The organism is Clavibacter sp. CT19, assembly GCF_027858075.1.
GTDB lineage: Bacteria > Actinomycetota > Actinomycetes > Actinomycetales > Microbacteriaceae > Clavibacter > Clavibacter tessellarius_A.
The window spans coordinates 1-23,581 of sequence record NZ_JAQHYR010000011.1 but is presented as its reverse complement, the minus strand read 5'-3'; the positions used below and the strand labels follow the sequence as shown (position 1 = coordinate 23,581).

23 protein-coding genes are annotated in these 23,581 nt (G+C 74.6%); 15 read left to right on the top strand and 8 right to left on the bottom strand.

The features are described 5' to 3' along the window. Positions 1–15: 15 nt before the first annotated feature. On the top strand, positions 16–1,287 hold the full coding sequence (locus PED38_RS13485) for an LCP family protein (RefSeq protein WP_270981674.1): 1,272 nt from the start codon (positions 16–18) through the stop codon (positions 1,285–1,287). Positions 1,288–1,309: 22 nt separating this feature from the next. Here the strand turns inward: PED38_RS13485 and PED38_RS13480 are convergent, their stop codons facing one another. Further along, positions 1,310–1,843: an iron-sulfur cluster assembly scaffold protein gene (locus PED38_RS13480; protein WP_063072175.1), complete on the bottom strand. Its 534-nt coding sequence runs from the start codon at positions 1,841–1,843 to the stop codon at positions 1,310–1,312. Next, on the bottom strand, positions 1,840–3,651 hold the full coding sequence (locus PED38_RS13475; RefSeq protein WP_270981673.1) for a gamma-glutamyltransferase family protein: 1,812 nt from the start codon (positions 3,649–3,651) through the stop codon (positions 1,840–1,842). The genes PED38_RS13480 and PED38_RS13475 overlap by 4 nt, the downstream gene beginning before the upstream one ends. A 102-nt stretch (positions 3,652–3,753) precedes the next feature. Here PED38_RS13475 and PED38_RS13470 point away from each other — a divergent pair, with 102 nt between their 5' ends. From PED38_RS13470 to PED38_RS13445, 6 genes are all read left to right on the top strand, one after another. Beyond that, positions 3,754–5,193: an MDR family MFS transporter gene (locus tag PED38_RS13470; RefSeq protein WP_270981672.1), complete on the top strand. Its 1,440-nt coding sequence runs from the start codon at positions 3,754–3,756 to the stop codon at positions 5,191–5,193. Between the two features lie 96 nt (positions 5,194–5,289). Then, entirely contained in the window at positions 5,290–6,318 is a 1,029-nt protein-coding gene (locus PED38_RS13465; RefSeq protein ID WP_063072178.1) for an LLM class flavin-dependent oxidoreductase, read from the top strand. 114 nt (positions 6,319–6,432) lie between these two features. Further along, positions 6,433–7,191, top strand: a complete 759-nt coding sequence (locus PED38_RS13460; RefSeq protein ID WP_063072179.1) for an esterase — start codon at positions 6,433–6,435, stop codon at positions 7,189–7,191. Positions 7,192–7,219: 28 nt separating this feature from the next. Next, positions 7,220–8,140: an aminoglycoside phosphotransferase family protein gene (locus PED38_RS13455; RefSeq protein ID WP_063072180.1), complete on the top strand. Its 921-nt coding sequence runs from the start codon at positions 7,220–7,222 to the stop codon at positions 8,138–8,140. A 31-nt stretch (positions 8,141–8,171) separates the two neighbouring features. Continuing rightward, positions 8,172–8,855: an NAD(P)H-hydrate epimerase gene (locus PED38_RS13450; RefSeq protein WP_270981671.1), complete on the top strand. Its 684-nt coding sequence runs from the start codon at positions 8,172–8,174 to the stop codon at positions 8,853–8,855. A 158-nt stretch (positions 8,856–9,013) separates the two neighbouring features. Next, positions 9,014–9,301 carry a hypothetical protein gene (locus PED38_RS13445; RefSeq protein ID WP_063072182.1) on the top strand — a complete coding sequence of 96 codons (288 nt, stop codon included), beginning with the start codon at positions 9,014–9,016 and terminating at the stop codon, positions 9,299–9,301. A gap of 81 nt (positions 9,302–9,382) precedes the next feature. Here PED38_RS13445 and PED38_RS13440 read toward each other — a convergent pair whose 3' ends face one another. The 4 genes from PED38_RS13440 to PED38_RS13425 all read right to left on the bottom strand — a co-directional run bounded on the left by PED38_RS13440 (position 9,383) and on the right by PED38_RS13425 (position 14,516). Continuing rightward, complete coding sequence (locus PED38_RS13440; RefSeq protein WP_270981670.1) at positions 9,383–10,411, bottom strand: NADPH:quinone reductase; 1,029 nt, start codon at positions 10,409–10,411, stop codon at positions 9,383–9,385. A 40-nt stretch (positions 10,412–10,451) separates the two neighbouring features. Beyond that, positions 10,452–12,020, bottom strand: coding sequence for an amidohydrolase (locus PED38_RS13435; protein ID WP_063072184.1), 1,569 nt, complete (start codon positions 12,018–12,020; stop codon positions 10,452–10,454). Further along, positions 12,017–12,685, bottom strand: coding sequence for an FMN-binding negative transcriptional regulator (locus PED38_RS13430; protein WP_270981669.1), 669 nt, complete (start codon positions 12,683–12,685; stop codon positions 12,017–12,019). Before PED38_RS13430 ends, PED38_RS13435 begins: the two co-directional genes overlap by 4 nt. 115 nt (positions 12,686–12,800) lie before the next feature. Continuing rightward, positions 12,801–14,516, bottom strand: coding sequence for an AMP-binding protein (locus tag PED38_RS13425; protein ID WP_270981668.1), 1,716 nt, complete (start codon positions 14,514–14,516; stop codon positions 12,801–12,803). Positions 14,517–14,640: 124 nt separating this feature from the next. Between PED38_RS13425 and PED38_RS13420 the strand changes: the two genes are divergently transcribed. Continuing rightward, positions 14,641–15,477 carry an alpha/beta fold hydrolase gene (locus tag PED38_RS13420; protein ID WP_063072187.1) on the top strand — a complete coding sequence of 279 codons (837 nt, stop codon included), beginning with the start codon at positions 14,641–14,643 and terminating at the stop codon, positions 15,475–15,477. A 42-nt stretch (positions 15,478–15,519) separates the two neighbouring features. Here the strand turns inward: PED38_RS13420 and PED38_RS13415 are convergent, their stop codons facing one another. Next, the gene (locus PED38_RS13415) at positions 15,520–15,867 is read right to left on the bottom strand and encodes a LysR family transcriptional regulator (RefSeq protein WP_063072188.1); all 348 of its coding nucleotides are present in this window, start codon (positions 15,865–15,867) and stop codon (positions 15,520–15,522) included. Positions 15,868–15,984: 117 nt separating this feature from the next. On the opposite strand from PED38_RS13415, the gene PED38_RS13410 reads away from it, so the two are divergent. The 6 genes from PED38_RS13410 (at position 15,985) to PED38_RS13385 (ending at position 21,706) form a co-directional block, all read left to right on the top strand. Further along, the gene (locus PED38_RS13410) at positions 15,985–16,605 is read left to right on the top strand and encodes a (deoxy)nucleoside triphosphate pyrophosphohydrolase (protein WP_270981667.1); all 621 of its coding nucleotides are present in this window, start codon (positions 15,985–15,987) and stop codon (positions 16,603–16,605) included. Positions 16,606–16,853: 248 nt separating this feature from the next. Beyond that, on the top strand, positions 16,854–17,762 hold the full coding sequence (locus PED38_RS13405; protein WP_270981666.1) for a dienelactone hydrolase family protein: 909 nt from the start codon (positions 16,854–16,856) through the stop codon (positions 17,760–17,762). A gap of 248 nt (positions 17,763–18,010) precedes the next feature. Further along, on the top strand, positions 18,011–19,435 hold the full coding sequence (locus PED38_RS13400; protein ID WP_254654549.1) for a threonine/serine ThrE exporter family protein: 1,425 nt from the start codon (positions 18,011–18,013) through the stop codon (positions 19,433–19,435). Next, positions 19,432–20,055 (top strand): histidine phosphatase family protein, encoded by a 624-nt coding sequence (locus PED38_RS13395; protein ID WP_063072192.1) that lies wholly within the window; start codon positions 19,432–19,434, stop codon positions 20,053–20,055. The genes PED38_RS13400 and PED38_RS13395 overlap by 4 nt, the downstream gene beginning before the upstream one ends. Before the next feature lie 140 nt (positions 20,056–20,195). Then, complete coding sequence (locus PED38_RS13390) at positions 20,196–21,431, top strand: amidohydrolase (RefSeq protein ID WP_270981665.1); 1,236 nt, start codon at positions 20,196–20,198, stop codon at positions 21,429–21,431. 35 nt (positions 21,432–21,466) lie between these two features. Continuing rightward, a complete protein-coding gene (locus PED38_RS13385) occupies positions 21,467–21,706 on the top strand; it encodes a PLDc N-terminal domain-containing protein (protein WP_063072194.1) in 240 nt (79 codons plus the stop codon). 54 nt (positions 21,707–21,760) lie between these two features. Here the strand turns inward: PED38_RS13385 and PED38_RS13380 are convergent, their stop codons facing one another. After that, a complete protein-coding gene (locus PED38_RS13380; protein WP_063072195.1) occupies positions 21,761–22,252 on the bottom strand; it encodes a DoxX family protein in 492 nt (163 codons plus the stop codon). A gap of 205 nt (positions 22,253–22,457) precedes the next feature. Here PED38_RS13380 and PED38_RS13375 point away from each other — a divergent pair, with 205 nt between their 5' ends. Further along, the gene (locus PED38_RS13375; RefSeq protein WP_063072196.1) at positions 22,458–23,459 is read left to right on the top strand and encodes a trypsin-like serine peptidase; all 1,002 of its coding nucleotides are present in this window, start codon (positions 22,458–22,460) and stop codon (positions 23,457–23,459) included. Positions 23,460–23,581 lie beyond the last annotated feature (122 nt).

The window sequence follows — 23,581 nt, the reverse complement described above, 5'->3', positions numbered from 1 at the left end:
AGCACAGGAGCGACCATGCCCTTCGACGACGAGTTCCCGACCGCCGCGGAGCGCCCCTCCGGCGCAGAACGATCGTCGCGGCCGGGGATCGCGCGACACGGGCGGCTGCGCCCGCCGAGCGCCGCGCGGCACGTCGCCCTCGTCCTCACCGCGACCGTCGCCGTGGTGGCGATCAGCGCCACCTCGATCGCGGCGATCGCGGCGTGGGAGCTGAGCCGCACCGTCTCGGCGAACTCCGTCGACATCTCCGACGGCGCCGCCATCCCGCCGGCGCTCGGCGGGCTCGACGGGAGCGCGGACATCCTGCTCGTGGGCAGCGACAGCCGAGACGGACAGGGCGATGGGTACGGCGACCCGAAGGTCGTGGGCACGGGCCGCCTCAACGACGCGACCGTCCTCGTGCACGTCAGCGCCGATCACACGCGGGCGACGGCCATCTCCTTCCCCCGCGACATGCTCGTCGACATCCCCGCATGCAAGGGCGAGGACGGGAAGCCGGACGTGCCGGGAGCGACGCACGTCATGCTCAACACCGCGCTCAGCCGCGGCGGGCTCGGCTGCGTCGTGCGCACCATCAAGAGCATCACGGGGATCGACATCCCCTACGCCGGCGTCGTGCAGTTCAGCGGCGTCGAAGCGGTGTCCGAAGCCGTGGGCGGAGTCCCCGTGTGCCTGGCCAAGCCCATCCACGACAAGGACACGAGCCTCGACCTCCCGGCCGGCATCAACGTCATCCACGGTCACGAAGCTGCCGAGTTCCTGCGGACGCGACACGGCGTCGGCGACGGGAGCGACCTGGACCGCATCAGCAACCAGCAGGTGTTCCTGGGGGCGCTCGTCCGCACGGTGACGAGCAGCGACACCCTGACGAACCCCGCGAAGGTCTATGGGATCGCCCGCGCCGTCGTGGAGAACATGACGCTGTCGACCTCCATGGACAGCGCCACCGCGATCGCGTCGATCGCCCTCACCGTCAAGGGCATCCCCACCGACCGCTTCACGTTCGTGCAGTACCCGAGCGTGCGCCGCACCGACGGCCGGGTCGACCCGGACGCGCAGGCCGGCGCCCAGCTCATCAGCGCGGTCACGTCGGACTCCGACTTCAGCCTCGCGCCCGGCTCCATCGGCGGCGGGGTGCAGGCCCCGAAGTCGACGCCAGCGCCTTCGCCCTCGTCGTCTGCGGGATCCGCGGCCGCCGGTTCCCCGGACGCCGCCGCTCCGGGCACCGTGCTGCCGAAGGACGTGACGGGCCAGACCGCCGCCGAGGAGACGTGCGCGCACGGCTGACCGACGCGCGTCGGGACCCGCCTCAGCGCGCGAGCGCCTCCTCCAGCGCGTGCCACGCGAGCAGCGCGCACGTGCCGCGGAGCGGGTAGCGGCCGGAGTCCGCGAGGGCGAACGCGTCGCCCAGCCGCTCCTCCACGCCGGGCCGGAGCTCGTGGGAGCGGATGAGCGCGCGCAGCTCCACGACGAGGGCCGTCGCCTCCGCGGCCGTCCGCCCCTCGACGAGCTCGGCGAGCATCGACGCGGATGCCTGCGAGACCGTGCAGCCGCGGCCGTGCCAGCGGACCGCGATGCGCTCGGCGGGATCCACGTGCGTACCCGCCGAACCGACCGGGTACGACGGATCCACCGCGAGCACCCGGAGGTCCACGACATCGCCGCACGTCGCGTTGCGCTGCTCCGATGCACCGAGCACGAGGCCCGTCGACGGGGTGGCGGCGTCCGGCTCGGCGACGAACCGCCCCGGCGCAGAGGCGGCCCGCAGCTGGGCGTCGCTGCCGACGCGCCGCCGGGCGTGGTCGGCGATGAGGGCCGAGGCGATCTGCCGGTCGAGCGTCATCGTCCGACCGCGTACCCCTGCGCCCCGCGCGGGTTGGCGGCAGCTCCCAGCAGGCCCGTGGCCGGATCCCGCGTCACGGCCGAGAGCCGCCCGAGCGTCCAGTCCCCCGCGACCTCGACGACGTGCCCGCGGGCCCGCAGGTCGGCGATCACATCGTCGCCCACGCGCCCCTCGACCACGAGGCCGCCGGGCGTCCAGGTGCGCGGCCAGAACGACCCGGGGACGCTCGTCGTGTGGAACGTCGGCGCGTCCACGGCCTGCTGCGGGCTGAAGCCCCCGACGATCGTGCGCAGCAGGTAGGGCAGCTGCCACTGGTCCTGCTGGTCGCCGCCGGGCGAGCCGAGCGCCTCCACGGGCTCGCCGTCGCGCGTGATCAGCGTGGGCGTCAGCGTCGTGCGCGGCCGGCGCCCGGGCACGAGCGACGAGGGTCCGCCGGGCTCGAGCCAGGTCATCTGCAGGCGCGTGCCGAGGCAGAAGCCGAGCGACGGGATGAACGGCGACGACTGGAGCCAGCCGCCGGAGGGCGTGGCCGAGATCATGTTGCCGAAGCGGTCGACGATGTCGAGGTGGCAGGTGTCGCCGCGGGTCTCGCCCGTGCGCGAGACGGTCGGCTCGCCCGCTCCACCGGAGGAGGCGGGCGCGTCGCCCTCGACGACGAGCGGCGGCAGGAACGGCTCCACACCGTCGACGCGGCCGGGCCGCAGCTCGTGCGACGCCTCGTCCGTGATGAGCGCGCGCCGCTCCGCCGCGTACTCCGCGCTGAGCAGCACGTCGAGGGGCGCTCCGCCCGGCACGGCGTCGCCGTAGTACGCCTCGCGGTCGGCCAGCGCGAGCTTCTGCGCCTCGATGATGCGGTGGATCCCCGCGGCCGTCGCCGGGTCGATCTCCTCGTCCGTGAACCCGTCGAGGATCATGAGCGCCTGCAGCAGCGCCGGCCCCTGGCCCCAGGCGCCCGTCTTCCAGATGCGCACCCCGCGGAAGTCGATGGACACCGCGTCCTCCCACGAGGCGCGCGAGCCGGCGAGGTCCTCGGCCGTGAGGAGTCCGGCGTGGTCGGCGCCCGTGGAGTGCCGGTGCGGATCTTGCACGCTCGCGACCATCTCCCGGGCGACGAAGCCCTCGGCCCAGACCGTGCGGGCCGCCTCGATGCGGTCCTCGCGCGTCGCGCCCGGGCCCGCGGCGGACGACGACTCCGACAGGATCCGCTCCATGGCGGCGGCCCATGCGGGGTTCCGCACGAGGGATCCGGCCGCGGGCGCCTCGCCGTCGGGCATCCAGAACCCGGCGGAGGCGGACCAGTGCTCGCGGAACAGGTCGGCGACGCCCGCGATGGTGCGGCGCACGCTCTCCAGCACCGGATGCCCGTCCCGCGCGTACCCGATGGCGAACGCCCAGACGTCGGCGACCTCCCACGTGCCGTGGTCGCGCAGCAGGAGGAGCCACGCGTCGACCGCCGCGGGCACGGCCGCGGCGAGCGCGCCGGCGCCGGGCACGCGGTCGAGGCCCTCCTCCCGGAAGCGCTCGGGCGTCGCGGCGGCGGGCGCGGATCCCTGTCCCATGAGGAGCTTCGGCGCGGCCTCCCCCGCGACCTGCACGACGGCGGTCATGTCGCCGCCGGGGCCGTTGAGGTGCGGCTCCACGACGTGCAGCACGAAGGCGGCGGCGACCGCGGCGTCGAACGCGTTGCCGCCGCGCTCCAGCACGGCCTGGCCGGTGCCGGACGCGAGCCAGTGCGTGGAGGCGCTCATGCCGAACGTGCCGAGGAGCGTGGGGCGGGTGGTGAAGGCGTCGGGGGCGCGGAACGTCACTCAGGGTCCTTCCGGTGGGGTGCCCCCAGTGGACCACACCCGTCCCGCGTGGCGGGAATGCCACCGACCTCCCACCCGTTCACCGTTCGACCCGGGAGGCTCATGACTGACACCAGCGGCGTCGGATTCCGATCCGAGCGCGGCCCGATCCTCGTCGCCCTGATGATGACGACGGGCCTCGTGGCCATCGACTCGACCATCCTCGCCACCGCGGTGCCGTCCATCGTGGACGACCTCGGCGGCTTCGCCTCGTTCCCGTGGCTCTTCTCCATCTACCTGCTCGCGCAGGCGGTGTCGGTGCCGCTCTACGCGAAGCTCAGCGACACCGTGGGGCGGAAGCCGATCATCCTCACAGGCATCGGCCTGTTCCTCGTGGGCTCCGTGCTGTGCGGGTTCGCCTGGAGCATGCCCGCGCTCATCGCGGCCCGGGCGATCCAGGGGCTCGGCGCCGGCGCGGTCGCGCCCATGGCGATCACCATCGCGGGCGATATCTACACGGTCGCCGAGCGCGCCAAGACCCAGGGCTACCTCGCGAGCGTCTGGGCGGTCTCGAGCGTGGTCGGCCCCACCCTCGGCGGCGTGTTCTCCGAGTTCACGACCTGGCGCTGGATCTTCTTCGTCAACGTGCCGCTGTGCCTCGTCGCCGGCTGGATGATCGTCCGCCGCTTCCACGAGTCCATCGAGCGCAGCAGGCACCGCGTGGACTACGCGGGCGCCGCGCTCCTCACGGCGGGCCTCAGCCTCCTGATCCTCGCGGTGCTGGAGGGCGGCCAGGCGTGGGCGTGGGACTCCGTGCCGAGCATCGGATCGTTCGCGGTCGGCGGCGTGCTGATCGTCGCGTTCCTCCTCGTGGAGCGCCGCGCCGCCGAGCCCGTGCTGCCGCTTTGGGTGTTCTCCCGGCGGCTGCTGCTCACGACCACGCTCGTGTCGCTCGGCGTCGGCGCGATCCTCATCGGACTCACCTCCTACGTGCCCACCTACCTCGAGGGGTCGATCGGCGTCACGCCGCTCGTCTCCGGCCTCGCGCTCGCGGCGCTCACGATCGGCTGGCCGATCTCGGCGTCGCTGTCGGGCCGGCTCTACCTCCGCATCGGGTTCCGCCGCACGGTGCTCATCGGCATGGCGCTCACGATCGTGGGCACCGGATCCATCGCGCTGCTCGCGGCGACGCCCACGCTCGTCGGCATCTCGGTCGGCTGCTTCGTGGTGGGCCTGGGGCTCGGGCTCGTCGCGACGCCGAGCCTCATCGGCGCGCAGTCGAGCGTCGGCTGGGGCGAGCGCGGCGTGGTCACGGGCGCGAACCTGTTCGCGCGCTCGATCGGCAGCGCGGTCGGCGTCGCCGTCTTCGGCGCGATCGCCAACGCGATCTTCGCGGAGTCCGCGGGCGGCCAGAAAGACCCGGACGCCGTGATCGCCGCATCCGGCGCCGTGTTCCTCGCGGTGTGCGTGTGCGCGCTCGCCACGGTGATCGCGGGGCTCCTCATGCCGGAGTCGCGCGTGGAGGACACCGAGATCGCGCGCGCCGAGCCCCTCGTCGACTGACACGGCCCGCCGCCCGCGCGATTCGCGGGAATGCCGGTCCCGCCCCTAAAGTTGACCCAGATGCATACGTTCGCATGGATAGGGAAGCAGGGCAGCATGGCGCAGGAGATCGAGCTCGGACTGGACACGTTCGGCGACGTCACGGTAGGACCGGACGGCCGCGAGCTGCCCTACGCCGAGGTGATCCGCAACGTCGTCGCCGAGGGCGTCCTCGCCGACCAGGTCGGCATCGACTTCATCGGCCTCGGCGAGCACCACCGCGACGACTACGCCATCTCCGCCCCCGAGGTCGCGCTCGCCGCCATCGCCGCGAAGACCTCGCGCATCCGCCTCGGCTCCGCCGTCACCGTGCTCAGCTCCGACGACCCCGTGCGCGTCTTCCAGCGCTTCGCCACGCTCGACGCCGTCTCGGACGGCCGCGCGGAGGTCATCCTCGGCCGCGGATCGTTCACGGAGTCGTTCCCGCTGTTCGGCTACGAGCTGAGCGACTACGAGCGCCTCTTCGAGGAGAAGCTCGGCCTCTTCGCCGAGCTCGTGAAGGAGACGCCCGTCACCTGGAGCGGATCGACGCGCGCCGGCCTCACCGACCACGACGTCTTCCCGAAGACGGCGAAGGGCCTCACTACCTGGGTGGGCGTCGGCGGCAGCCCCGAGTCGGTCGTCCGCGCCGCGCGCCACGGCTTCCCGCTCATGCTCGCGATCATCGGCGGCGAGCCGCACCGCTTCGCCCCCTACGCCGACCTGTTCGCGCGCGCCAACGACCAGCTCGAGCAGCCGCGCCTGCCCGTCGGGATCCACTCGCCCGGCTACGTCGGCGAGACCGACGCCGAGGCGCGCGAGGCGTTCTTCCCCGACTACCAGGTGATGCACGCGCGCATCGGCAAGGACCGCGGCTGGCCGCCGCTCGCCCGCGCCTCCTACGAGCAGGAGATCGACCACGGGTCGCTCTACGTGGGCTCGCCCGAGACGGTCGCCCGCAAGATCGCCGCGACCCTGACGGCCGTCGGCGCGACGCGCTTCGACCTCAAGTACAGCGCGGGCCCGTTCTCGCACGAGCGCATGATGGGCGGCATCGAGCGCTACGGCACGATCGTGGCGCCCATGGTGCGCGACCTCCTGGCCTGATCCCGCAGGCCCTCGCGGACAGCCGATCCGCGACGTCCCGGCGAGCGGACCCGGGCTCGGGATATCCTGCGTCTCGGGCTCGCCACGGGCGGGCACCAGGGAGGACGGGCGGCGATGGGCAGCGCAGCGCATCCGCGTGCGTCCCGCGGACTCCTCGCCCTGGTCTCCGGTCCGCTCGCCGCGCTCCGCTCGGCCACCGTCGGCCGCGTGCAGTACCGGCTGCTTTACCGCGAGATGCGCCGCGCCACCTTCCCGCGCGACTCCCCCACGGGCTCGCAGCCGGGGCCGGATCCGTACGGCCTCGCCGTCGTCGGCGAGGGCACGGCCGTCGGCTACCAGACCGTCTCGCACGACCTCGGCATCGCCGGCCAGGTCGCCCACAAGCTGTCGGTGCGCACCGGCCGCGGCGTGTTCTGGGCCGTGCAGCCGTTCCCCGACTTCACCGTGCGCTCCTGGCGCCCGGGACTCGACGCCTTCCCCGCCTGGGCGAGCACCGACGTGGCCGTCATCGTGCTCGGCATCGGCGACGCGATCCGCTTCACGCCGACGCCGCTCTGGGAGTCGCTCCTCGACGCGTGCATCGCGGACGTGCACGCGCGCATGCCCGCGGACGCCCTCGTGCTGATCGCGGAGGTGCCGCCGCTGCAGGACTCGCCGGCGACACCCCCGCTCATCGCCGGCGCCATCGGCCGGCACGCGGATGCCCTCAACCGCGGCACGCGACGCGTCGTCGCCCGGCACGCGCGCACCGCGAGCGTCCCGTTCCCCACGTGGCGCATCCCGGAGTTCTCGGCGCCGAATCCGCAGGACACGCTGTACGGACGCGTGTACCGGGCGTGGGCGGAGCTGATCGTCGACGAGATCGCGCCGTAGTGGGGCGGCGCGAGGCGGGACGGCGACGGTGACCGGCGTCCCCGATCCGGGCCCCGTGCCCGTGCGGATCACCGTGGACGTGCCGCAGGTGCGACGGCTCCTCGCCGAGCAGCTCCCCGCCTGGGCGGGGCTCCCCGTGACGCCCGTCGACCCCGGCGGCTGGGACAACCGCACCTTCCGGCTCGGCGACGACATGCTCGTGCGGCTGCCCAGCGCGGCGCCGTACGCCCTGGCCGTGGCGAAGGAGCAGCGCTGGCTCCCGCTGCTCGCGCCCGCCCTGCCGCAGCCGATCCCCGTGCCGCTCGCGGAGGGCCGCCCGGGCGCGGGCTACCCGTTCCCCTGGTCGGTGTACCGGTGGATCGCCGGGGAGACCGCTCGGTCGGAGCGGGTGGCGGATCCGGTGCGCTTCGCGGAGGACCTCGCCGACCTCGTCCGCGCCCTGCGGGGCGTCGACGCGACCGGCGGCCCGCGGCCGGGCGCGCACAACTGGTTCCGGGGCGCTCCGCTCCGCACCTACGACGCCGGGACCCGCGCGGCGCTGCGCGACCTCGGGGGTCGAGTCGACGCGGACCGCGCGATGGGGGTGTGGACCCGCGCGCTCGGAGCGAGCTGGCGGGACGACGACGTGTGGTTCCACGGCGATCTCGCCGCGGGCAACATCCTCCTCGACCGCGGCGAGCTCTGCGGCGTGATCGACTTCGGCACGTGCGGCGTCGGCGATCCCTCCTGCGACCTGGCGGTGGCGTGGACGCTGCTGACGGACGACGGCCGACGCGCGTTCCGCGACCGCCTGCCGGTCGACGACGACGCCTGGGCTCGCGGTCGGGGGTGGGCGATCTGGAAGGCGCTCACCACGTGCGCGGGGGACGCGGATCCCGCCGACCGGCAGGTCCGGGACGCCCGGCGCGCGCTCGACCGGATCCTCGCCTCCGCCGACGACGACGCCTGACGGCCCGGACCGCGCACGGCAGACTGGACTCATGGGCGAGCTGCGGGACGGGTACGCGGCGGCCGACATCCGCGCCGCCGAGGCGCCGCTGCTCGCCGCCGGGGCGCAGCTGATGCGGGTCGCCGCCGCGGGGCTGGCCCGCGCGTGCCGGGAGCTCGCGCCCATGGGATCCGTGCTCATGCTGGTCGGCGCCGGGAACAACGGCGGCGACGCGCTGCTCGCGGCCGCGGAGCTCGGGCGGGAGGGCCGGGAGGTGCGCGTGATCCGCACGGCCTCCCGCATCCACGAGGACAGCGCCGCGCAGGCGGCCGCGGCGGGCATCCGCGTCGACCGGGCCGAGGACCTCGACGACGCGGCCGTGGCGGCGCTCGGCGCGTCGTCGGCGCTCGTGGTCGACGGGATCCTCGGCATCGGCACGACCGTGGATCCGGCGCTCCGCGGGGAGGCGCGGCGCGTGGTCGCCGCGCTCCTGCCCGTGGTCGCCGACGAGGGCGGCCCGCGCGTGATCGCGTGCGACCTCCCGAGCGGCGTCGGCTGCGACGACGGCGCGGTGCCGGATCCGACGGTGCTGCCCGCCGACGTCACGGTCACCTTCGGCGCGAGCAAGGCCGGGCTGCTGCGGGGGCCGGCGCGGGCGCTCGCGGGCCGGGTCGTGGTGGTCGACGTGGGTCTCGACCTCGCAGGTCTCGCGCCGACGGTCGTCGCCGCGCCCTGACGACGCGCCCGGGCGGTCGCGTGTCCCCCCTTCCGACGACTTCACCGGACGCTCCCGTCGCGTCAGAGTGGGAGCAGGCCGACCGGCCCGTCGAAGGGGGACGACACCATGCACGAGCACGCCAGGACATCCATCGCACCACCCGGAAGGGCGGCCGCGTGAGCGCCGCTCTCGTCATCGCCGTCGTGAACGCCGGGATCATGGCGCTCGTCGCGCTCGCCGCGCCGCGCCTGCCGCAGTGGTCCCGCGGATCCTCGTGGCTGCTGCTCGTGCTCGCGCTCGCGGTGCTCGGGCTGCACCTCATGGCCGACGCGTGGGGAATCCCCGCGACGCTCCTCGCGATCGCGTTCCTCATCTCCACCTGCCTCAACGCGAGCGCGCTGGCGCCGCTGATCATGCAGGGCCTCATCGCACGCGCGCCGGGCTCCCGCCGCGCCCTGGAGTAGACCGCGCCGACGCACGACGCCCGACAGGCCGATGGCCGCACCGCCCGAGGCGGTGCGGCCATCGCCGTCGTGGGGGGAGGATCAGGCGGGCGTCACGTCGATGAGCACCTTGCCCGTCACGCCGTCCTCGACCGCCCGGTGCGCGGCCGCCGCGTCCTCGAGCGCGAAGCGGGTGATCGGCAGGCCGGCCTCCTCGCCGACGGGCAGCGCGCCGTCGAGAGCCGCGAGGTGGATGTCCGCGCGGGCCGTGTCGAGCGCGTCGCGGCCCACCGTGTACAGCAGCAGGAACTGGTAGCGGAGGTTCTTCACGAAGCTGTCGACCACGGGGAGCGTCACGGTGTCGCCGCCGTTGTTCGCGTACACGGCGACCGAGGCGCGGTTCTTGGCGACCGCCTGGTTGAGCTCGGCGTTCTGCGCGGGCGCGACCTCGACGATCAGGTCGACGCCGTCGGGCGCGATGGACCGGATCTCGGCCACCGCGTCGCCGTGCTTGTAGTCCACGACGTGCTGCGCGCCGGCGGCCGTCGCGAGCGCGGCCTTCTCGGGCGAGCTGACCGTGGTGATCACGGTGGCGCCGGCCCAGCGCGCGAGCTGGATGGCCGCGTGGCCCACCGCGCCCGCGCCGCCGGCGACGAGCACGTGCTTCCCGGCGAGGGCGCCGGGCGCGAGGCGCGACGGGCCGTCCTCGGAGACGGTGAGCGCGCGGTGCGCCGTGACGGCGGGGACGCCGAGGCTGGCGCCGAGGTCGAAGGAGAGGCCGTCGGGCAGGGGCGCGACGCGGTCGACCGGGAGGACCGTCTTCTCCTGCGCGGTGCCGGTGGGGCGGCCGTGGGCGGCCAGCATGATCCAGACGCGGTCGCCGACGGCGAGGTCCGTGACGTCGGGCCCGACGGCGTCGATGACGCCCGCGCCGTCCTGGTTCGGGACGACCTCGGGGAACGGCAGCTCCTGGCCGGGCGCTCCGCCGTCGCGGGACTTCCAGTCGGTGGGGTTCACGCCCGAGACGACGATGCGGACGCGCACCTCGCCGGGGCCGGGCGCGGCCTCGTCGCGGTCGACCAGCTGCAGGACGTCGGGGGCACCGGTGCGGGTGTAGGCGATTGCTCTCATGCCCTGCCCAACGCCCGGCGCCCGCGCGGTGTTCCTCGGGTCAGCTCCCGAGCGTGTCGTGCGTGAACCGGCCGCCGAGCAGGGTGGCGGACACGCGCATGGCCCGCAGGTCGTCGGCGGTGGTGGCGTCGGCGAGCGGATCCCGCTCCACGATCGCGAGGTCGGCCCGCTCCCCCGGCGCCACGCGCGTGCGCACCGACGCGTCGAGCGCGGCGGCCCGGTCGATGGCCTGCTCGGGGTGCCACGGCGCCCGGCCGTCGCGCGACCGGCCGACCGCGGCGGACATCGTGGCCCACGGATCCAGCGGCGCGACCGGCGCGTCGGAGCCGAGCGCGAGGCGCGTGCCCGCGGCGCGGAGGTCGGCGAGCGCGAACGCGCGGCCCGTGCGGCCGGCCCAGTAGACGTCGGCGACGTCGCGGTCGTCCATCGCGTGCTCGGGCTGGACGCTCGCGACGACGCCGAGCGCCGCGAAGCGCGCCACGTCCTCGTGCGTGAGCAGCTGGGCGTGCTCGATGGATCCGGACGTGCCGTCCGCGTCGCGGTGCGTGCCCCGGAGCTCCTCGTCGAGGTGCGCGAACGCGTCGAGCGCGAGCCGGTTGGCGTGGTCGCCGATGGCGTGGATGGCGGGCCGGAGCCCCTGCCGGGCGGCGCGCAGCATCAGCCCGCGCAGCTCCTCGGGCGGCACGGAGAGCGTGCCGCAGGCGCCGCCGTGCGCGTCGCCGCCCTGGCCGTCGAGGTCGGGGTACGGGTCGAAGCAGTACGCGGTGCGGGTGTTGAGGGATCCGTCGGTGACGACCTTCGCGGGCCCGACGCGCACGAGGCCGTGCGTGCCCGGGATCACGTCGCCGGTGCGGAGGCCCTCGTCGCGCGCCCGGTCGAGGTCCTGCGGCCAGATGCCGCACTCCACGCGGAGGGCGCCGTGCCCGAGGGCGGCGAGGCGGCGCCAGCGATCCGGGTTCCAGTCGATCTCGAGGTCGACCACGCCGACGACCCCGCGGCGGGCGGCGTCGCGGGCGACCTCCACGGCCTGCGCGTCGAGCGAGGCGGCGTCGCCCTCCTCCACGCGGTACATGAAGGCGAAGCAGTCGTCCTCGCGCAGGAGGCCGGTCGGGTGGTCGCCGTAGCCGTGCGGCGCGAGGGCCGCCGAGCTCGCCCAGCAGCAGTGCAGGTCGCCGCTCACGAGGAGGACGGGGGTGTCGCCCGCGACGGCGTCGAGCAGGTGCTTGGTGGGGAGGTCGGGCCAGAGGCCGTCGCGGAACCCGTAGCCGACGAGCGCCTCGCGGACGCCGCCGCCCGGGCCCGTCACGGCGCCGCCGGACGCGGCGACGCGCGCGGCGAGCGCGTCCCGCACGAGCGCGACGGCCTCCGCGGCGGACGACACCCGGGAGAGGTCGAGGCGGCGGGACACCTTGGTCCACTGCGTGAAGTGCACGTGGTTGTCCCAGAGGCCGGGGATCACGAACCGGCCGTCGAGCGCGCGGACCTCGGCTCCGGCGGGGTCGGCGGATCCGGCGGGCCCGACCGACGCGACGATCCCGTCGCGCACGAGCACGTCGACGGGCGCGGCTGACCCGGCCACGCGTCCGCCCGCGAGCAGCAGCGCGCTCACGCGTCGCCCTCGGCGGATCCGTCGGCGTCGCGCGCCCGGGCCCGGCGCATCTCCGCGGCGAGCGCCCGGTCCGGGTACTCCGCGCCGTGCTCCAGCTCGTGGAGCACGCGCTCGACCACGTGCGGCGGCTTGTCCTGGCTGAGCTTGGCCTTGGCGACGAACCGCGTGACGACGAGCCGGAGGCCCACGGTGCCCGCGCTGATGCGCGCGGAGTAGGCGGCGTCGGCGGCCGTGCCCGCCATGCGGCGCGGTTCGGGCATCCGGTCCTCGAAGCGGTCGACGAGGTGCCCCAGCACGCGCAGGTTCTCCTCGGCCGACAGGATCTCGACGCGGCAGGTGAGGTGCGCGCTGATGTGGTTCCAGGTGGGCACGGCGGGGTCGGCGTCGTACCAGCCGGGCGAGACGTAGCCGTGCGGGCCCTGCACGATGACGAGCACCTCGCCGTCGGGGCCGCTGCGGAGCCCGAGCTCGTGGATCCGCTCGTCGGGACGGCCCACGTGGGTGAGCAGCACGAGGTCGTCGCGAGCCGGATCGAGCAGCACCGGGTAGTGCGAGGCGACGAGCCCGGCGCCCGTGCCGCTGACGATCGTGGCCCACGGGTTCTCCGTCACGAGCCGGCGGATCTCGCCCTCGTCCTCGAGCGCGTACGACGGGTTCTCCCTCACCGGGCGGCCCGCCGCGGCTCGGGGGCGGGCGAGGACGCGAGGGGCATGACGGGATGCTACCGGCCGTCGGGGGCGCGTCGTCGCCCGCCGCGACGACGGGTCCGGGCGCCGGCGATCAGCGCGCCCGGAGCCCCGGGAACTGGTCGTCGCGCCACTCGCCGACGAGCCGCTCGCCCGCGTCGGCGGCGTCGACCTCGCGCTGCCGGAGCTCCACCCGCCGGATCTTCCCCGAGGCCGTCTTCGGCAGCTCGCCGAACTCCACGCGGCGCACGCGCATGAACGCCGGGCACCGCTCGCGCGCGTGCCTCAGCACGGCGAGCGCGGTCTCCTCGTCGGGCTCCCATCCGGCCGCGAGGTGCACGTAGGCCTTGGCGACGTTGAGCCGCACGGCATCCGGCGCGCCGACGACCGCGGCCTCGGCGACGGCCGGGTGCTCGATGAGCACGCTCTCGACCTCGAACGGCGAGATCTTGTAGTCGGAGGACTTGAAGATGTCGTCGGTGCGGCCGATGAAGGTGATGGTGCCGTCCGGATCACGTCGGGCGACGTCGCCCGTGTGGAAGAGGCCGTCGCGCATCGCCTCGGCGGTGCGCTCCTCGTCGCCGAGGTACCCGGCCATGAGGTTGACGGGCCGGGTGGCGAGGTCGAGGCAGATCTCGCCCTCGTCGGCGCGCTCGCCCGTGACCGGGTCCACGAGCACGAGGTCGACGCCCGGCAGCGGCGTGCCCATCGAGCCCGGCACGACGGGGTCGCCGGGCGCGTTCGCGACGATGGCCGTGGTCTCCGTCTGGCCGTAGCCGTCGCGGATCACGAGCCCCCACCACTCCTCGATGCGCGCGATGACCTCGGGGTTGAGCGGCTCTCCGGCCGACATGATCTCGCGCAGCCGCCCCGGCCGCTCCCGGATGCCCGCCTGGATGAGCATCCGCCACACGGTCGGCGGCGCGCAGAACGTCGTCACCTCGGCGCGGTCGAGCTGCTCCACGAGCGCGTGCGCGTCGAACCGCGCGTAGTCGTGCACGAACACGGTGGCCTCGGCGATCCACGGCGCGAAGAAGCAGCTCCACGCGTGCTTGCCCCAGCCGGGCGAGCTGATGGCGAGGTGCACGTCGCCGGGCCGCAGGCCCAGCCAGTACGCGGTCGTCAGGTGCCCGACCGGGTACGAGACGTGCGTGTGCACGACCATCTTCGGCTTGCTCGTGGTGCCCGAGGTGAAGTAGACGAGCGCCGGATCCGTGGACGCGACGGCCACGCGCACCGACTCGGCGGGCGCGTGGTCGGCCGCGCGGTAGTCGGTCCAGCCGGCGGTCGCGGGCGCGTCGTCGCTCGCGCCGATCGCGATGCGCAGGAACGCGCCCGGCACCTCGTCGAGCACGGCGGTGTGCGCGGCGTCGGCGATCACGGCGCGGACGCCCGCGCGCTCGACGCGGTCGGCGAGGTCCGCGGAGCCGAGCACAGTCGAGGTGGGCAGGATCACGGCGCCCGCCTTCATGATCGCGAGCATCGCCTCCCACAGCTCCACCCGGTTGCCGAGCATGAGCATGACGTGGTCGCCCTTGCGCACCCCGAGCCCCACGAGCCAGGTCGCGACGCGGTCGGAGCGCGTCGCCATCTCGTCGAAGGTGACGCTCCGCTCGGAGCCGTCGCCCGCCACGACGCGCAGCGCCACCCGGTCGTTCCCCCGCGCTACGCAATCGAACCAGTCGACGGCCCAGTTGAAGGACTCCCCCACGTCCGGCCACGCGAAGCGCGCCGCCGCGCCTGTCCGGTCGGTGCGCATCTCCTGCAGGAGGTCACGGGCGGCGCGGTAGGAGGAGTTGGCTTCGGTCATGGGTCCATCCTGCTGGCAGCGCCCCGGTGCGTGCCGCAGGTGATCCGGGAACCGCACCGCCCGGCGGACGGCTCCGGAGCGACCCAGCGCTGCACGAACCCACCGAAGACGGAAGGACGATCGCATGACCGAGATCACCGCCCACCACGGGCTCCTGAAGGACACGAACCTGCACGTCGACGACACCGGCGGATCCGGCCGCCCCGTCGTCCTCATCCACGGCTGGCCGCTGTCCGGCGAGTCGTGGAAGAAGCAGGTGCCCGCGTTCGAGGCCGCCGGCTACCGCGTCATCACCTACGACCGCCGCGGCTTCGGCCGAAGCGACAAGCCGCTCACGGGCTACGACTACGACACCTTCGCGTCGGACCTCGACGCGCTGCTCACCGCGCTCGACCTCCGCGACGTGACCCTCGTCGGGTTCTCGATGGGCGGCGGCGAGATCGCCCGCTACATCGGCACCCGCGGCGAGGAGCGCCTCCACAGCGTGGTCTTCGCGTCCGCCGTGCCGCCGTACCTGGAGAAGACCGACGACAACCCGGACGGCCCGCTCACGAAGGACGCCGCCGCCGAGATGACCGCCGGCCTCACGAAGGACGAGGACTCCTTCTACGACGAGTTCACGACCGGGTTCTTCTCGGCGAACGGGGTGCTGAAGGTCACGGAGGCCGAGCGCCAGGAGGCCATCGCCCTCGCGCACCAGTCGAAGAAGCACGCGGCGCTCGCGTCGATGGCCGCCTTCGCGACCACGGACTTCCGCGACGACCTCACGAAGGTCACGGTGCCGACGCTCGTCATCCACGGCGACAGCGACGCGACCGTGCCGTTCGAGGGATCCGGCGAGCGCACCCACCGTGCCATCGCGGGCTCCGAGCTGCACGTCGTGGAGGACGCGCCGCACGGCGTCACGGTCAGCCACCCCGAGGAGTGGAACCAGGCCGTGCTGGAGTTCCTGAAGAAGTAGGACGCACCACCGCTCGCGCAGGGGCGCTGATCCGATCCCGGGTCAGCGCCCCTGCGTGCGCTTGTACGGCTTGGGCTGGCCCTTGACCACGGGCGCACGGCCCTGCCCCTTGGAGGCCTTCGCCTTGCCGCCGGCGGGCGGCTTCGGCGCCTCGGGCGGGGTGGACGGCTTCGCGAGCTCCTCGAGCGCCTCCTCGTAGGCGAGGCGGCCGGTCTTCGTGAGCCGCGTCTCGGTGCTCTGCGGGTCGAACACGGCCTTGCCGTAGTGCTCCTCGACCGCGCGGATGGAGGAGGCGAGCTTCGCGCGCGAGATGCCGAGCTGATCCGCCGCCTTCGGGTGGTGCAGCACCTCGGCGGCGACCACGAAGTGACGCTGATGGCTGATCTTCACGTGCGTGAGCCTCTCGTCGCGGCGGATGCCGGACCCCCACGGTACAGGGCGGGTGCCGCCGCCCCGGGCGCGGCCGGTAGCGTCGACGCGGGCGGACGGCCCGGACGGAGGCGCGACATGGCGGGACTCGAGGTCGTGGCGGCCGTGCTGATCCGCGACGGGCGCGCCCTCGCCTGCCGCCGGGCGCCCCACACGTCCGGCGCCGGCACGTGGGAGTTCCCCGGCGGCAAGGTCGAGCCGGGCGAGACGCCACAGGAGGCCCTCGCGCGCGAGATCCGCGAGGAGCTCGGGATCGACGTGACGGTCGGCGCGGTCGTCGACCGCTCCGAGGTGCCCGTCGGCGACCGGGTGATCGACCTCTCGTGCTACCTGGCGGATCCGGTCGGCGAGCCGCCGACGTCGAGCACCGACCACGACGAGCTGCGGTGGGTGCCGCTCGCGGACCTCGGCGGGCTCGACTGGTCGGCGCCGGACCTCCCCACGGCGCGGCGGCTGGTGCTCCGGGCGCGGCACCCCGACGCCGACTGGGTGATCGCCGTCGGCGCGACGCCACCGGCCCGCGATCCGTCCCGGGACGCGCACGCCGCGCGCCTCACGGAGCTGGCGGCCGGGTACGCGCGCGGCTTCGCCGACCTCCGGGAGGGCGTGCGGGCCGCGCATGCCGACGGGCTCGACGAGCACCGCATCGCCGCGGCGGCGGGGCTGACGCTGGCCGACGTGCGCGCGCTGCTCGGCTGAGCGCGGTCGGGAGGTCCCGCTCGGGCGCGGATCCCGGCTCGTATGGGGGCGCGCAGCGGGAGCGGACGCCCGGGTCGCCTGATGCGCCCGCGTGAGGCACACGGGGGCATCGAGCGGGGCATTCATCCCCAGGCATCGCAGCTGGGGATGACCGGCACGCATTCCCAGGCGCGAGCCCCTAACGTCCAGCAGCACCCTGCCCGAGGCGTCTGCCCGGGCTCCCCCTCACCACGAACAGAGAGACACCCATGTCCGTCATGTCCTCCCCGCTCCGCCGCTCCGCGGCCGTCGCCACCGTCGCGCTCGTCGCCACGCTCGCGATCCCGACCGCCGCGCAGGCCTCCGCGCCCGCCCACCGCGCGTCCACCTCGCACAGCACCGTCGCCCAGAACCACCACCACGCGCCCTTCGCGGTCCGCACCACCGTCGTCCCGAAGACGGCCGTGAAGACGTTCGGCGGCGGCGTCATCTACACGCCGCAGGACACCGGCAAGCCCGTCCTCGGCGCCGTCGTCATCACGCCCGGCTTCACCGACACGAACGCCGACGAGAAGGAGATGGCGGAGCTCGTCGCCTCGCAGGGCTTCGTCGCCTTCGCGATCGACACGCTCGACGTGGGCGATCTCCCCGACCAGCGCGCCACCGAGATCCTCGCCGCGGCCGACTACCTCACCGACCAGAGCGCGGTGAAGTCCCTGGTCTCCGCGAAGGACCTCGGCTTCATCGGCTACTCGTTCGGCGGCGGCGGCACCTTCCAGGCCGCGCAGGCTCGTCCGTCCGTCAAGGCCGCGATCGGGCTCATGCCGTTCGACATCCCCGACGTGAACGACCCGAACGCGACGACCCCGTCGTACCCGAAGATGACGACGCCGAGCCTCGTCATCACCGGCCAGAAGGACGACGTCGCCGACCCGAAGTACATGGGCAAGCCCATCTACGACTCCATCCCCGTCGGCACGCCGAAGCAGTACCTCGAGCTGAAGGGCCTCGGCCACGCCGCCGGCGAGCACGTGCCGGTCGCCACGATCCGCGTCGCGGTCACGGCGTTCCTCAAGCGCTTCCTCGACGACAACCACGAGTACACGAAGTTCATCTGCCCGGCCCCGAAGGTCGAGGGGCCCATCAGCGCGTCGCTCAGCTCCTGCCCCAAGGGCTGACCCGTCCGTTCCTCCCGCGCGGCGTCCGACCCCTTCCGGGTCGGGCGCCGCGCGGGCGTGTCCCCTTCGTGACGCCTAGGGTGGGACCGATCCACCATCCGCCCCCGCTCCACGCGGGCCGGCAACCGAACGGAGCGCTGATCGCGCTGAGCACCACCCCGCCGCCCGCGGATCCGCGGCGCCCCCGCCGGGACCCCGGCGCCGCGCGTCCGCCGCGCCAGCGCCGCCGCCGCGTCAACCCGCAGGAGATGCGCGACGTCCGCGCGCGCCTCCGCGGCACCATCTACGAGGGCACCGAGCCCGCGCACGGCCGACTCGGCGACCTCTACTCCCCGCGCCAGATCGTCGACTTCTGCCTCGACCTCGGCGAGGTGATGCTCGCATCCGGCGCCGACGTGCGCGCCGTCGAGATCGCCATCGTCGCCGTGAGCACGAAGTGGAACCTCGCGCCGCTCGAGCTCGACATCACGGGCACGGCCATCACGATCCAGTACGCGCCGCACGAGGGCCCGCCGCTCGTGAAGCTGCGCGTCGTCACGGCCGAGGGCAGCGACCTGCACCGGCTGTCGCTCGTGTACCAGATCGTCGACGAGCTCCTCCACGACGACCGCGACATGACGAGCGCCGTCGACGGCCTCGTCGAGGTGCTGAAGTCGCCGCCGCGCTGGCCGTCGTGGATCACCGACGCGTCCATGGGCCTCTTCGGCGTCTCCGTCTCGCTGCAGGCCGGCGGCTCGCTCGCGGGCGCCGTGGGCGCGTTCCTCCTGATGATCGGCTCGATGGTGCTGGGCCGGCAGCTCGCCCGCCGCGGCATCCCGCCCTTCTTCGTGGTGGCCGTGCAGTCGGCCGCCGTCGCCGCGATCGGCACGCTCGCCATCTGGTCGGGCATCATGCCCGCCGGGAGCGCGGCCGCCATGGTCGCGGCCGTGGTGGTGCTGATCCTCCCCCACGTCACGATCGTCACGTGGGCGCAGGACGCCATCTCCGGGTTCCGGGCCATGGCGCTGTCGCGGGCGATGATCATCGTGCTCATCGTCGCGGGCATCGCGGTCGGCATCCCGGGCGGCCTGGCGCTCACCGCGGGCGTCGACATCGAGGTCGACCCGACCGACATCACCCTCCGCGCCCTGCCCTTCTGGATGCTGCTCATCACCACGTTCTTCGCAGCCGGCGCGACGGGGATCACGCAGGGCGCCAACGCGCGCGTGATGCCCGTGGCCATCGCCGTCGCGCTCGTGGGCACGACGTCGCTCTACGTCCTCCGCACGGCGGGCGTGCCGCTGCTCGCCGGCACGTTCCTCGTCGCGACGCTGCTCGGCGCGCTCGGGACGGTGGTCGCGGCGCGCCTCCGGGTGTCGGCCACGGCCATCGCGGTGCCCGCCTTCTGCGGTTCCCTCCTGCCGTCGCTCGCGGTCGCCTCGGCGCTGCTCAACTCGATGGCCGGCACCTCCGGCGCGACGGGCGCGTTCGTCGGCGCCATGGCCACCACGCTCGCGATCGGCGCGGGCCTCGTGCTCGGCAGCCTCCTCGCGACCCCGCAGGCCCGCCGCCACCTCCGCCGCCGCTCGAAGCGCGTGGTCGTGCAGTCGGTGCGGCTGGACACGACGCCCATCGGCATCATCCGCGACCCGGCGCTCCTCGATCCACTCCCGCGACCCGAGGAGCCCGCGTGAGGGAGATCCTCCTGGTGACGCACCCGGAGGCGACGCACCACGTCGAGGGGCGCGTCGGCGGCTGGCACGACTCGGAGCTCACGCCGCGCGGGCGCGACCAGGCCGACCGCATCGCCGATGCCGTCGCCGCGCGCGTGCCCGCGGGGACTTCGATCCTCACGTCCGACCTGCGCCGCACCCGGCAGACCGCCGACGCCGTCGCCGCGCGCGTCGGCGGACGCCCGGTGGCGGTGCCCGAGCTGCGCGAGAAGTCCTACGGCGAGGGCGAGGGGCAGCCGGACGCCTGGTTCCGGGAGCGCTTCGTCCCGCCGCCCGCGATCGGCGAGCGGATGCACCACGACGAGGGGCTCGCGGGCGCCGAGACCAAGGCCGAGTGGGTGGCCCGCGTCTACCGCGGGATGGGCGCCGTCATGGCCGACCCGGCGCCGCACGTGGTCGTCGTCACGCACGGCGGGTCGGGCACGTTCGTCATCGCCCGGTGGATCGGCATGCCGCTGACCGCGCTCGACGTGGTCGCGTTCCGCCTGCCGGCCGGCAGCATCACGCACCTGGTGGAGGACGACGTGTTCCACAACCGCACCGTGGCGACGCTCGGGGACACGGCGCATCTCCTCGACTGAGGCCCGGCACGCGAGCCCGGGCAGTGCAGCGCCGGACGGCCACCCCGCTCGGCCCGCCGGGATCCGCCCCCGAGGCCGGGCATAGCCTGGAGGGAGAGGTCCCCACGAGGGACGCCACCCACCTACGAGGAGGATCCCCGATGGACGTGCACCCCGGTGTCACCCTGCTGGACGACGACGTGCGGGACGCGCACGAGCTGTTCCGCTCGCTGCACGCGCACCCCGAGCTGTCGATGCAGGAGCACGCGACCGCCGCCGCGATCGAGGCCTACCTGGAGGCCATCGGCGCCGAGACGAGCCGCTGCGGCGGCACCGGCGTGGTCGGGATCCTCCGCAACGGCGACGGCCCCGTGGTCGCGTTCCGCGCCGACACCGACGGCCTCCCCATCCTCGAGGAGACCGGTCTCGCCCACGCGAGCCGCGACACCGGCATCGACCCCTCCGGCACCGAGGTGCCCACGATGCACGGCTGCGGCCACGACTTCCACGTCGCCGCCGCGCTCACCACCGCGCAGGCGCTCGCCGCGAACCGCGACGTGTGGGCCGGCACGATCGTGTTCGTGTTCCAGCCCGGCGAGGAGACCGGCGAGGGCGCCCGCGCGATGCTCGCCGACGGCCTCTGGGAGAGGGCGCCGCGCCCCGAGGTGGTCCTCGGCCAGCACGTCTTCCCGCTCCCCGTCGGCATGGTCGCCACCCGCGAGGGCGCGTTCATGAGCATGTCCGACTCGTGGAGAGTCACCGTCAAGGGCCGCGGCGCGCACGGCTCGCAGCCGCAGAACTCCATCGACCCGATCGTCGCCGCGAGCGCCATCGTGCTGCGCCTGCAGACCGTGGTCGCCCGCGAGCTCGACCCGCAGGCCGCGGCCGTCGTGACCGTGGGCACGTTCCAGGCGGGCACGAAGGAGAACATCATCCCCGAGCACGCGGTGCTCGGCCTCAGCATCCGGACCTTCGACCCGGCCGTGCGCGAGCGCGTGCTGGCGTCGGTGCGGCGGATCATCCTCGCCGAGGCGGCCGCGAGCGGGGCGCCCGAGCCGGAGATCGAGGAGATCGTCTCGTTCCCGCTCAACCGCAACGACCCGGAGGCGACGCGCGGCGTCGTGGCGGCGCTGACGGCGCAGCTCGGCGGGGACATGGTGAAGGAGTCGCCGCCCATCATGGGCAGCGAGGACTTCGGGATCCTCGGGGAGGCCATCGGCGTGCCCACCGTCTACTGGGCGTTCGGCGGCGTGGAGCCCGAGGCGTTCGGCGGCGCCACCCCGCCGCCCGGGAACCACACGCCGCAGTTCGCGCCGACCATGGCCGGCACGATCGAGACGGGCGTCAAGGCCGCGACGGCCGCCCTGCTCTCGCGTGTCGGGACCGCCCGCGGGTAGGGTCGACCGGACACGCACACGGAGGAGGAACCACCATGTCGGATGCGCTGATCGCCGGGCTCGTCGTCGTGCCGCTCGCCCTCGCCTACGTCGCGCTCATCGTGACGGCCCTCGTGCAGGTCGTCCGCGACCGGACGCTCGCGGGGCTCTCCCGCGACCTCTGGATCGCCGCGCTCGTGCTCGTGCCGATCGTCGGCGCCATCGCCTGGTACGGCATCGGGCACCGCACGGTCGACGCGCAGCGCGCCGTCCAGCGCCTGCGCCTCGGCCTCTAGCCGTCGCCCGTCCGCTCCGCTCGGAGCAGCACCGCGCCCGCCGCTCGACCCCGGTCAGCGGCGGGCGCGCCTGTTCCGCCAGGCCGACCACGCGCCGGTCGACCACAGCGCCCAGAGCACGAGGAGCGGCTGGAACACCAGGCGGATGGCGCGGGCGGCGTCGGTCTCCAGGCCGAACGCGGGCGTGCGGGTGACGAGCTGCGAGATGTTGCCGGGGAAGATCGCGACGAAGAACGCCGCCACCACGAGCCCGACCCAGATCCGCCAGCGTCCGAGCAGCACGAGCGAGAGGCCGAGCAGGATCTCCACGACGCCCGACGCGAGCACCACGAAGTCGGGATCCATCGGCAGCCAGGTGGGCACCTGCGCCTGGAACGACTCCCGCGCGACCGTGAGGTGCCCGGTGCCGGCCATGATCAGCACGAGGCCGAGCAGGATCCGCGCGAGCGTGCGCGGGACCGAGCGGCGGCCTCCGTCCGGGGCGATGCGCGGGTCCGCCGCCCGCTGATCGGCGTCGGTCGGGCGGGAGGCGGGGCGCGAGGTCATGCCCCCAGTCTGACGCGCCGCGCGGGCCGGTCGCGCCGTCGCCCGCGCCGTGCGACGGCCGCGCGCGGCCGCATCCGTCGCCTCGTCTCGGTCCGCCTCCAGCCGCGTCGGCTGTTCGGCGTCCGCTCGCGGAGGTGCCGCCGACGGCTACCGTCGATGCCTCGGCCGCCGGTCCGGCGGTCGCTCCCCCACGGAAAGGCTGCCCATGACGCACGCGTCCCGCACCGCCGCACGGATCCTCGCCCGCACGCTCCTCCGCCGCCCGGCCCTCGCCGTGGTCGCGGGCGCTGCCGGCCTCCTCGCCCTCGTGGCCGTCTCCCCCGCATCGTCCGCCACCGCCGACGACGCCGTGCCCGCCCCCGCGACCGTCACCCGCTCCGCCGCCGAGGCGGCCGAGGCCGTCGCCTTCTGGACGCCCGAGCGGCTCGAGGGCGCGGGATCCCCCGAGCTCACGCGCGTGACCGGCACCCCGACCTCGCCGGACGACACCCCGTCCGCGGACGAGCTCACGACCTCCGCCGCCCGCGAGCAGCGCCGCGCCCGGCCGGTGATCCCGGTGGCCCAGCAGGTCGACCCCGTCCCGCACATCGGCATCGTCGCGTACGTCGTCGACGGCAAGGAGATGAGCTGCACGGGCAACGCCGTCGAGTCCGAGAACGGCCTCACCGTGGCCACCGCGGGCCACTGCGCGTTCCCCGGGAAGGACCCGTCGAGGATGGTCTTCGTGCCCGGCTACATGAAGGGCCAGCCGTACACCGTGTGGCCGGTCACCTCGGTGACGCTCGCGGCGGGCTGGCGCGAGACGCTGGATCCGGCGCGCGACACGGCGTTCCTCACGGTCGGCAGCCCCGACGGGCGCACCCTCACGGAGGCCGTCGGCGCGTCCCCGGTCGAGTTCCACCAGAAGCTCACGCACTACACGACCATCATCGGCTACCCGGCGTCGGGCCGCTTCACGGGCGACGCGCCGTTCCTCTGCAGCGGCACCGCCCGCGCCACGCACCTCGAGGGCCAGTCCGGCCAGGAGCTCGACTGCGACATGAAGGAGGGCGCGTCCGGGGCGCCGCTGTTCGACGGATCCGGCCCGGGCGCCCGCCAGTACAGCGTGCTGTCCGGCGGCCTGGAGGATCAGCCGCTCGTGGTCGCGCCCGTGTGGGACCGCGTCATCGAGGCGGCGTACCGGGCCGCGCAGGCGCACGTCGCCTGATCCCGTGCGGGTCGCGCGTCTCCCTCGGGGAGGCGCGCGACCCGGCCCCGCTCACGGCAGCGTCGGGAGGAGGAAGCCGGCGCCGACGACGGCCGCGGGGAGCGCAGCAGCTGGCGATCGCC

Excerpts from the sequence above, each read along its gene's own strand:
- PED38_RS13385 (WP_063072194.1), top strand. The coding sequence starts at position 21,467 with ATGTCGGATGCGCTGATCGCCGGGCTCGTCGTCGTGCCGCTCGCCCTC.
- PED38_RS13460 (WP_063072179.1), top strand. The coding sequence starts at position 6,433 with ATGGGCAGCGCAGCGCATCCGCGTGCGTCCCGCGGACTCCTCGCCCTG.
- PED38_RS13405 (WP_270981666.1), top strand. The coding sequence starts at position 16,854 with ATGTCCGTCATGTCCTCCCCGCTCCGCCGCTCCGCGGCCGTCGCCACC.
- PED38_RS13410 (WP_270981667.1), top strand. The coding sequence starts at position 15,985 with ATGGCGGGACTCGAGGTCGTGGCGGCCGTGCTGATCCGCGACGGGCGC.
- PED38_RS13465 (WP_063072178.1), top strand. The coding sequence starts at position 5,290 with ATGGCGCAGGAGATCGAGCTCGGACTGGACACGTTCGGCGACGTCACG.
- PED38_RS13470 (WP_270981672.1), top strand. The coding sequence starts at position 3,754 with ATGACTGACACCAGCGGCGTCGGATTCCGATCCGAGCGCGGCCCGATC.
- PED38_RS13485 (WP_270981674.1), top strand. The coding sequence starts at position 16 with ATGCCCTTCGACGACGAGTTCCCGACCGCCGCGGAGCGCCCCTCCGGC.
- PED38_RS13380 (WP_063072195.1), bottom strand. The coding sequence starts at position 22,252 with ATGACCTCGCGCCCCGCCTCCCGCCCGACCGACGCCGATCAGCGGGCG.
- PED38_RS13425 (WP_270981668.1), bottom strand. The coding sequence starts at position 14,516 with ATGACCGAAGCCAACTCCTCCTACCGCGCCGCCCGTGACCTCCTGCAG.
- PED38_RS13375 (WP_063072196.1), top strand. The coding sequence starts at position 22,458 with ATGACGCACGCGTCCCGCACCGCCGCACGGATCCTCGCCCGCACGCTC.
- PED38_RS13400 (WP_254654549.1), top strand. The coding sequence starts at position 18,011 with ATGCGCGACGTCCGCGCGCGCCTCCGCGGCACCATCTACGAGGGCACC.
- PED38_RS13480 (WP_063072175.1), bottom strand. The coding sequence starts at position 1,843 with ATGACGCTCGACCGGCAGATCGCCTCGGCCCTCATCGCCGACCACGCC.
- PED38_RS13390 (WP_270981665.1), top strand. The coding sequence starts at position 20,196 with ATGGACGTGCACCCCGGTGTCACCCTGCTGGACGACGACGTGCGGGAC.
- PED38_RS13450 (WP_270981671.1), top strand. The coding sequence starts at position 8,172 with ATGGGCGAGCTGCGGGACGGGTACGCGGCGGCCGACATCCGCGCCGCC.
- PED38_RS13440 (WP_270981670.1), bottom strand. The coding sequence starts at position 10,411 with ATGAGAGCAATCGCCTACACCCGCACCGGTGCCCCCGACGTCCTGCAG.
- PED38_RS13420 (WP_063072187.1), top strand. The coding sequence starts at position 14,641 with ATGACCGAGATCACCGCCCACCACGGGCTCCTGAAGGACACGAACCTG.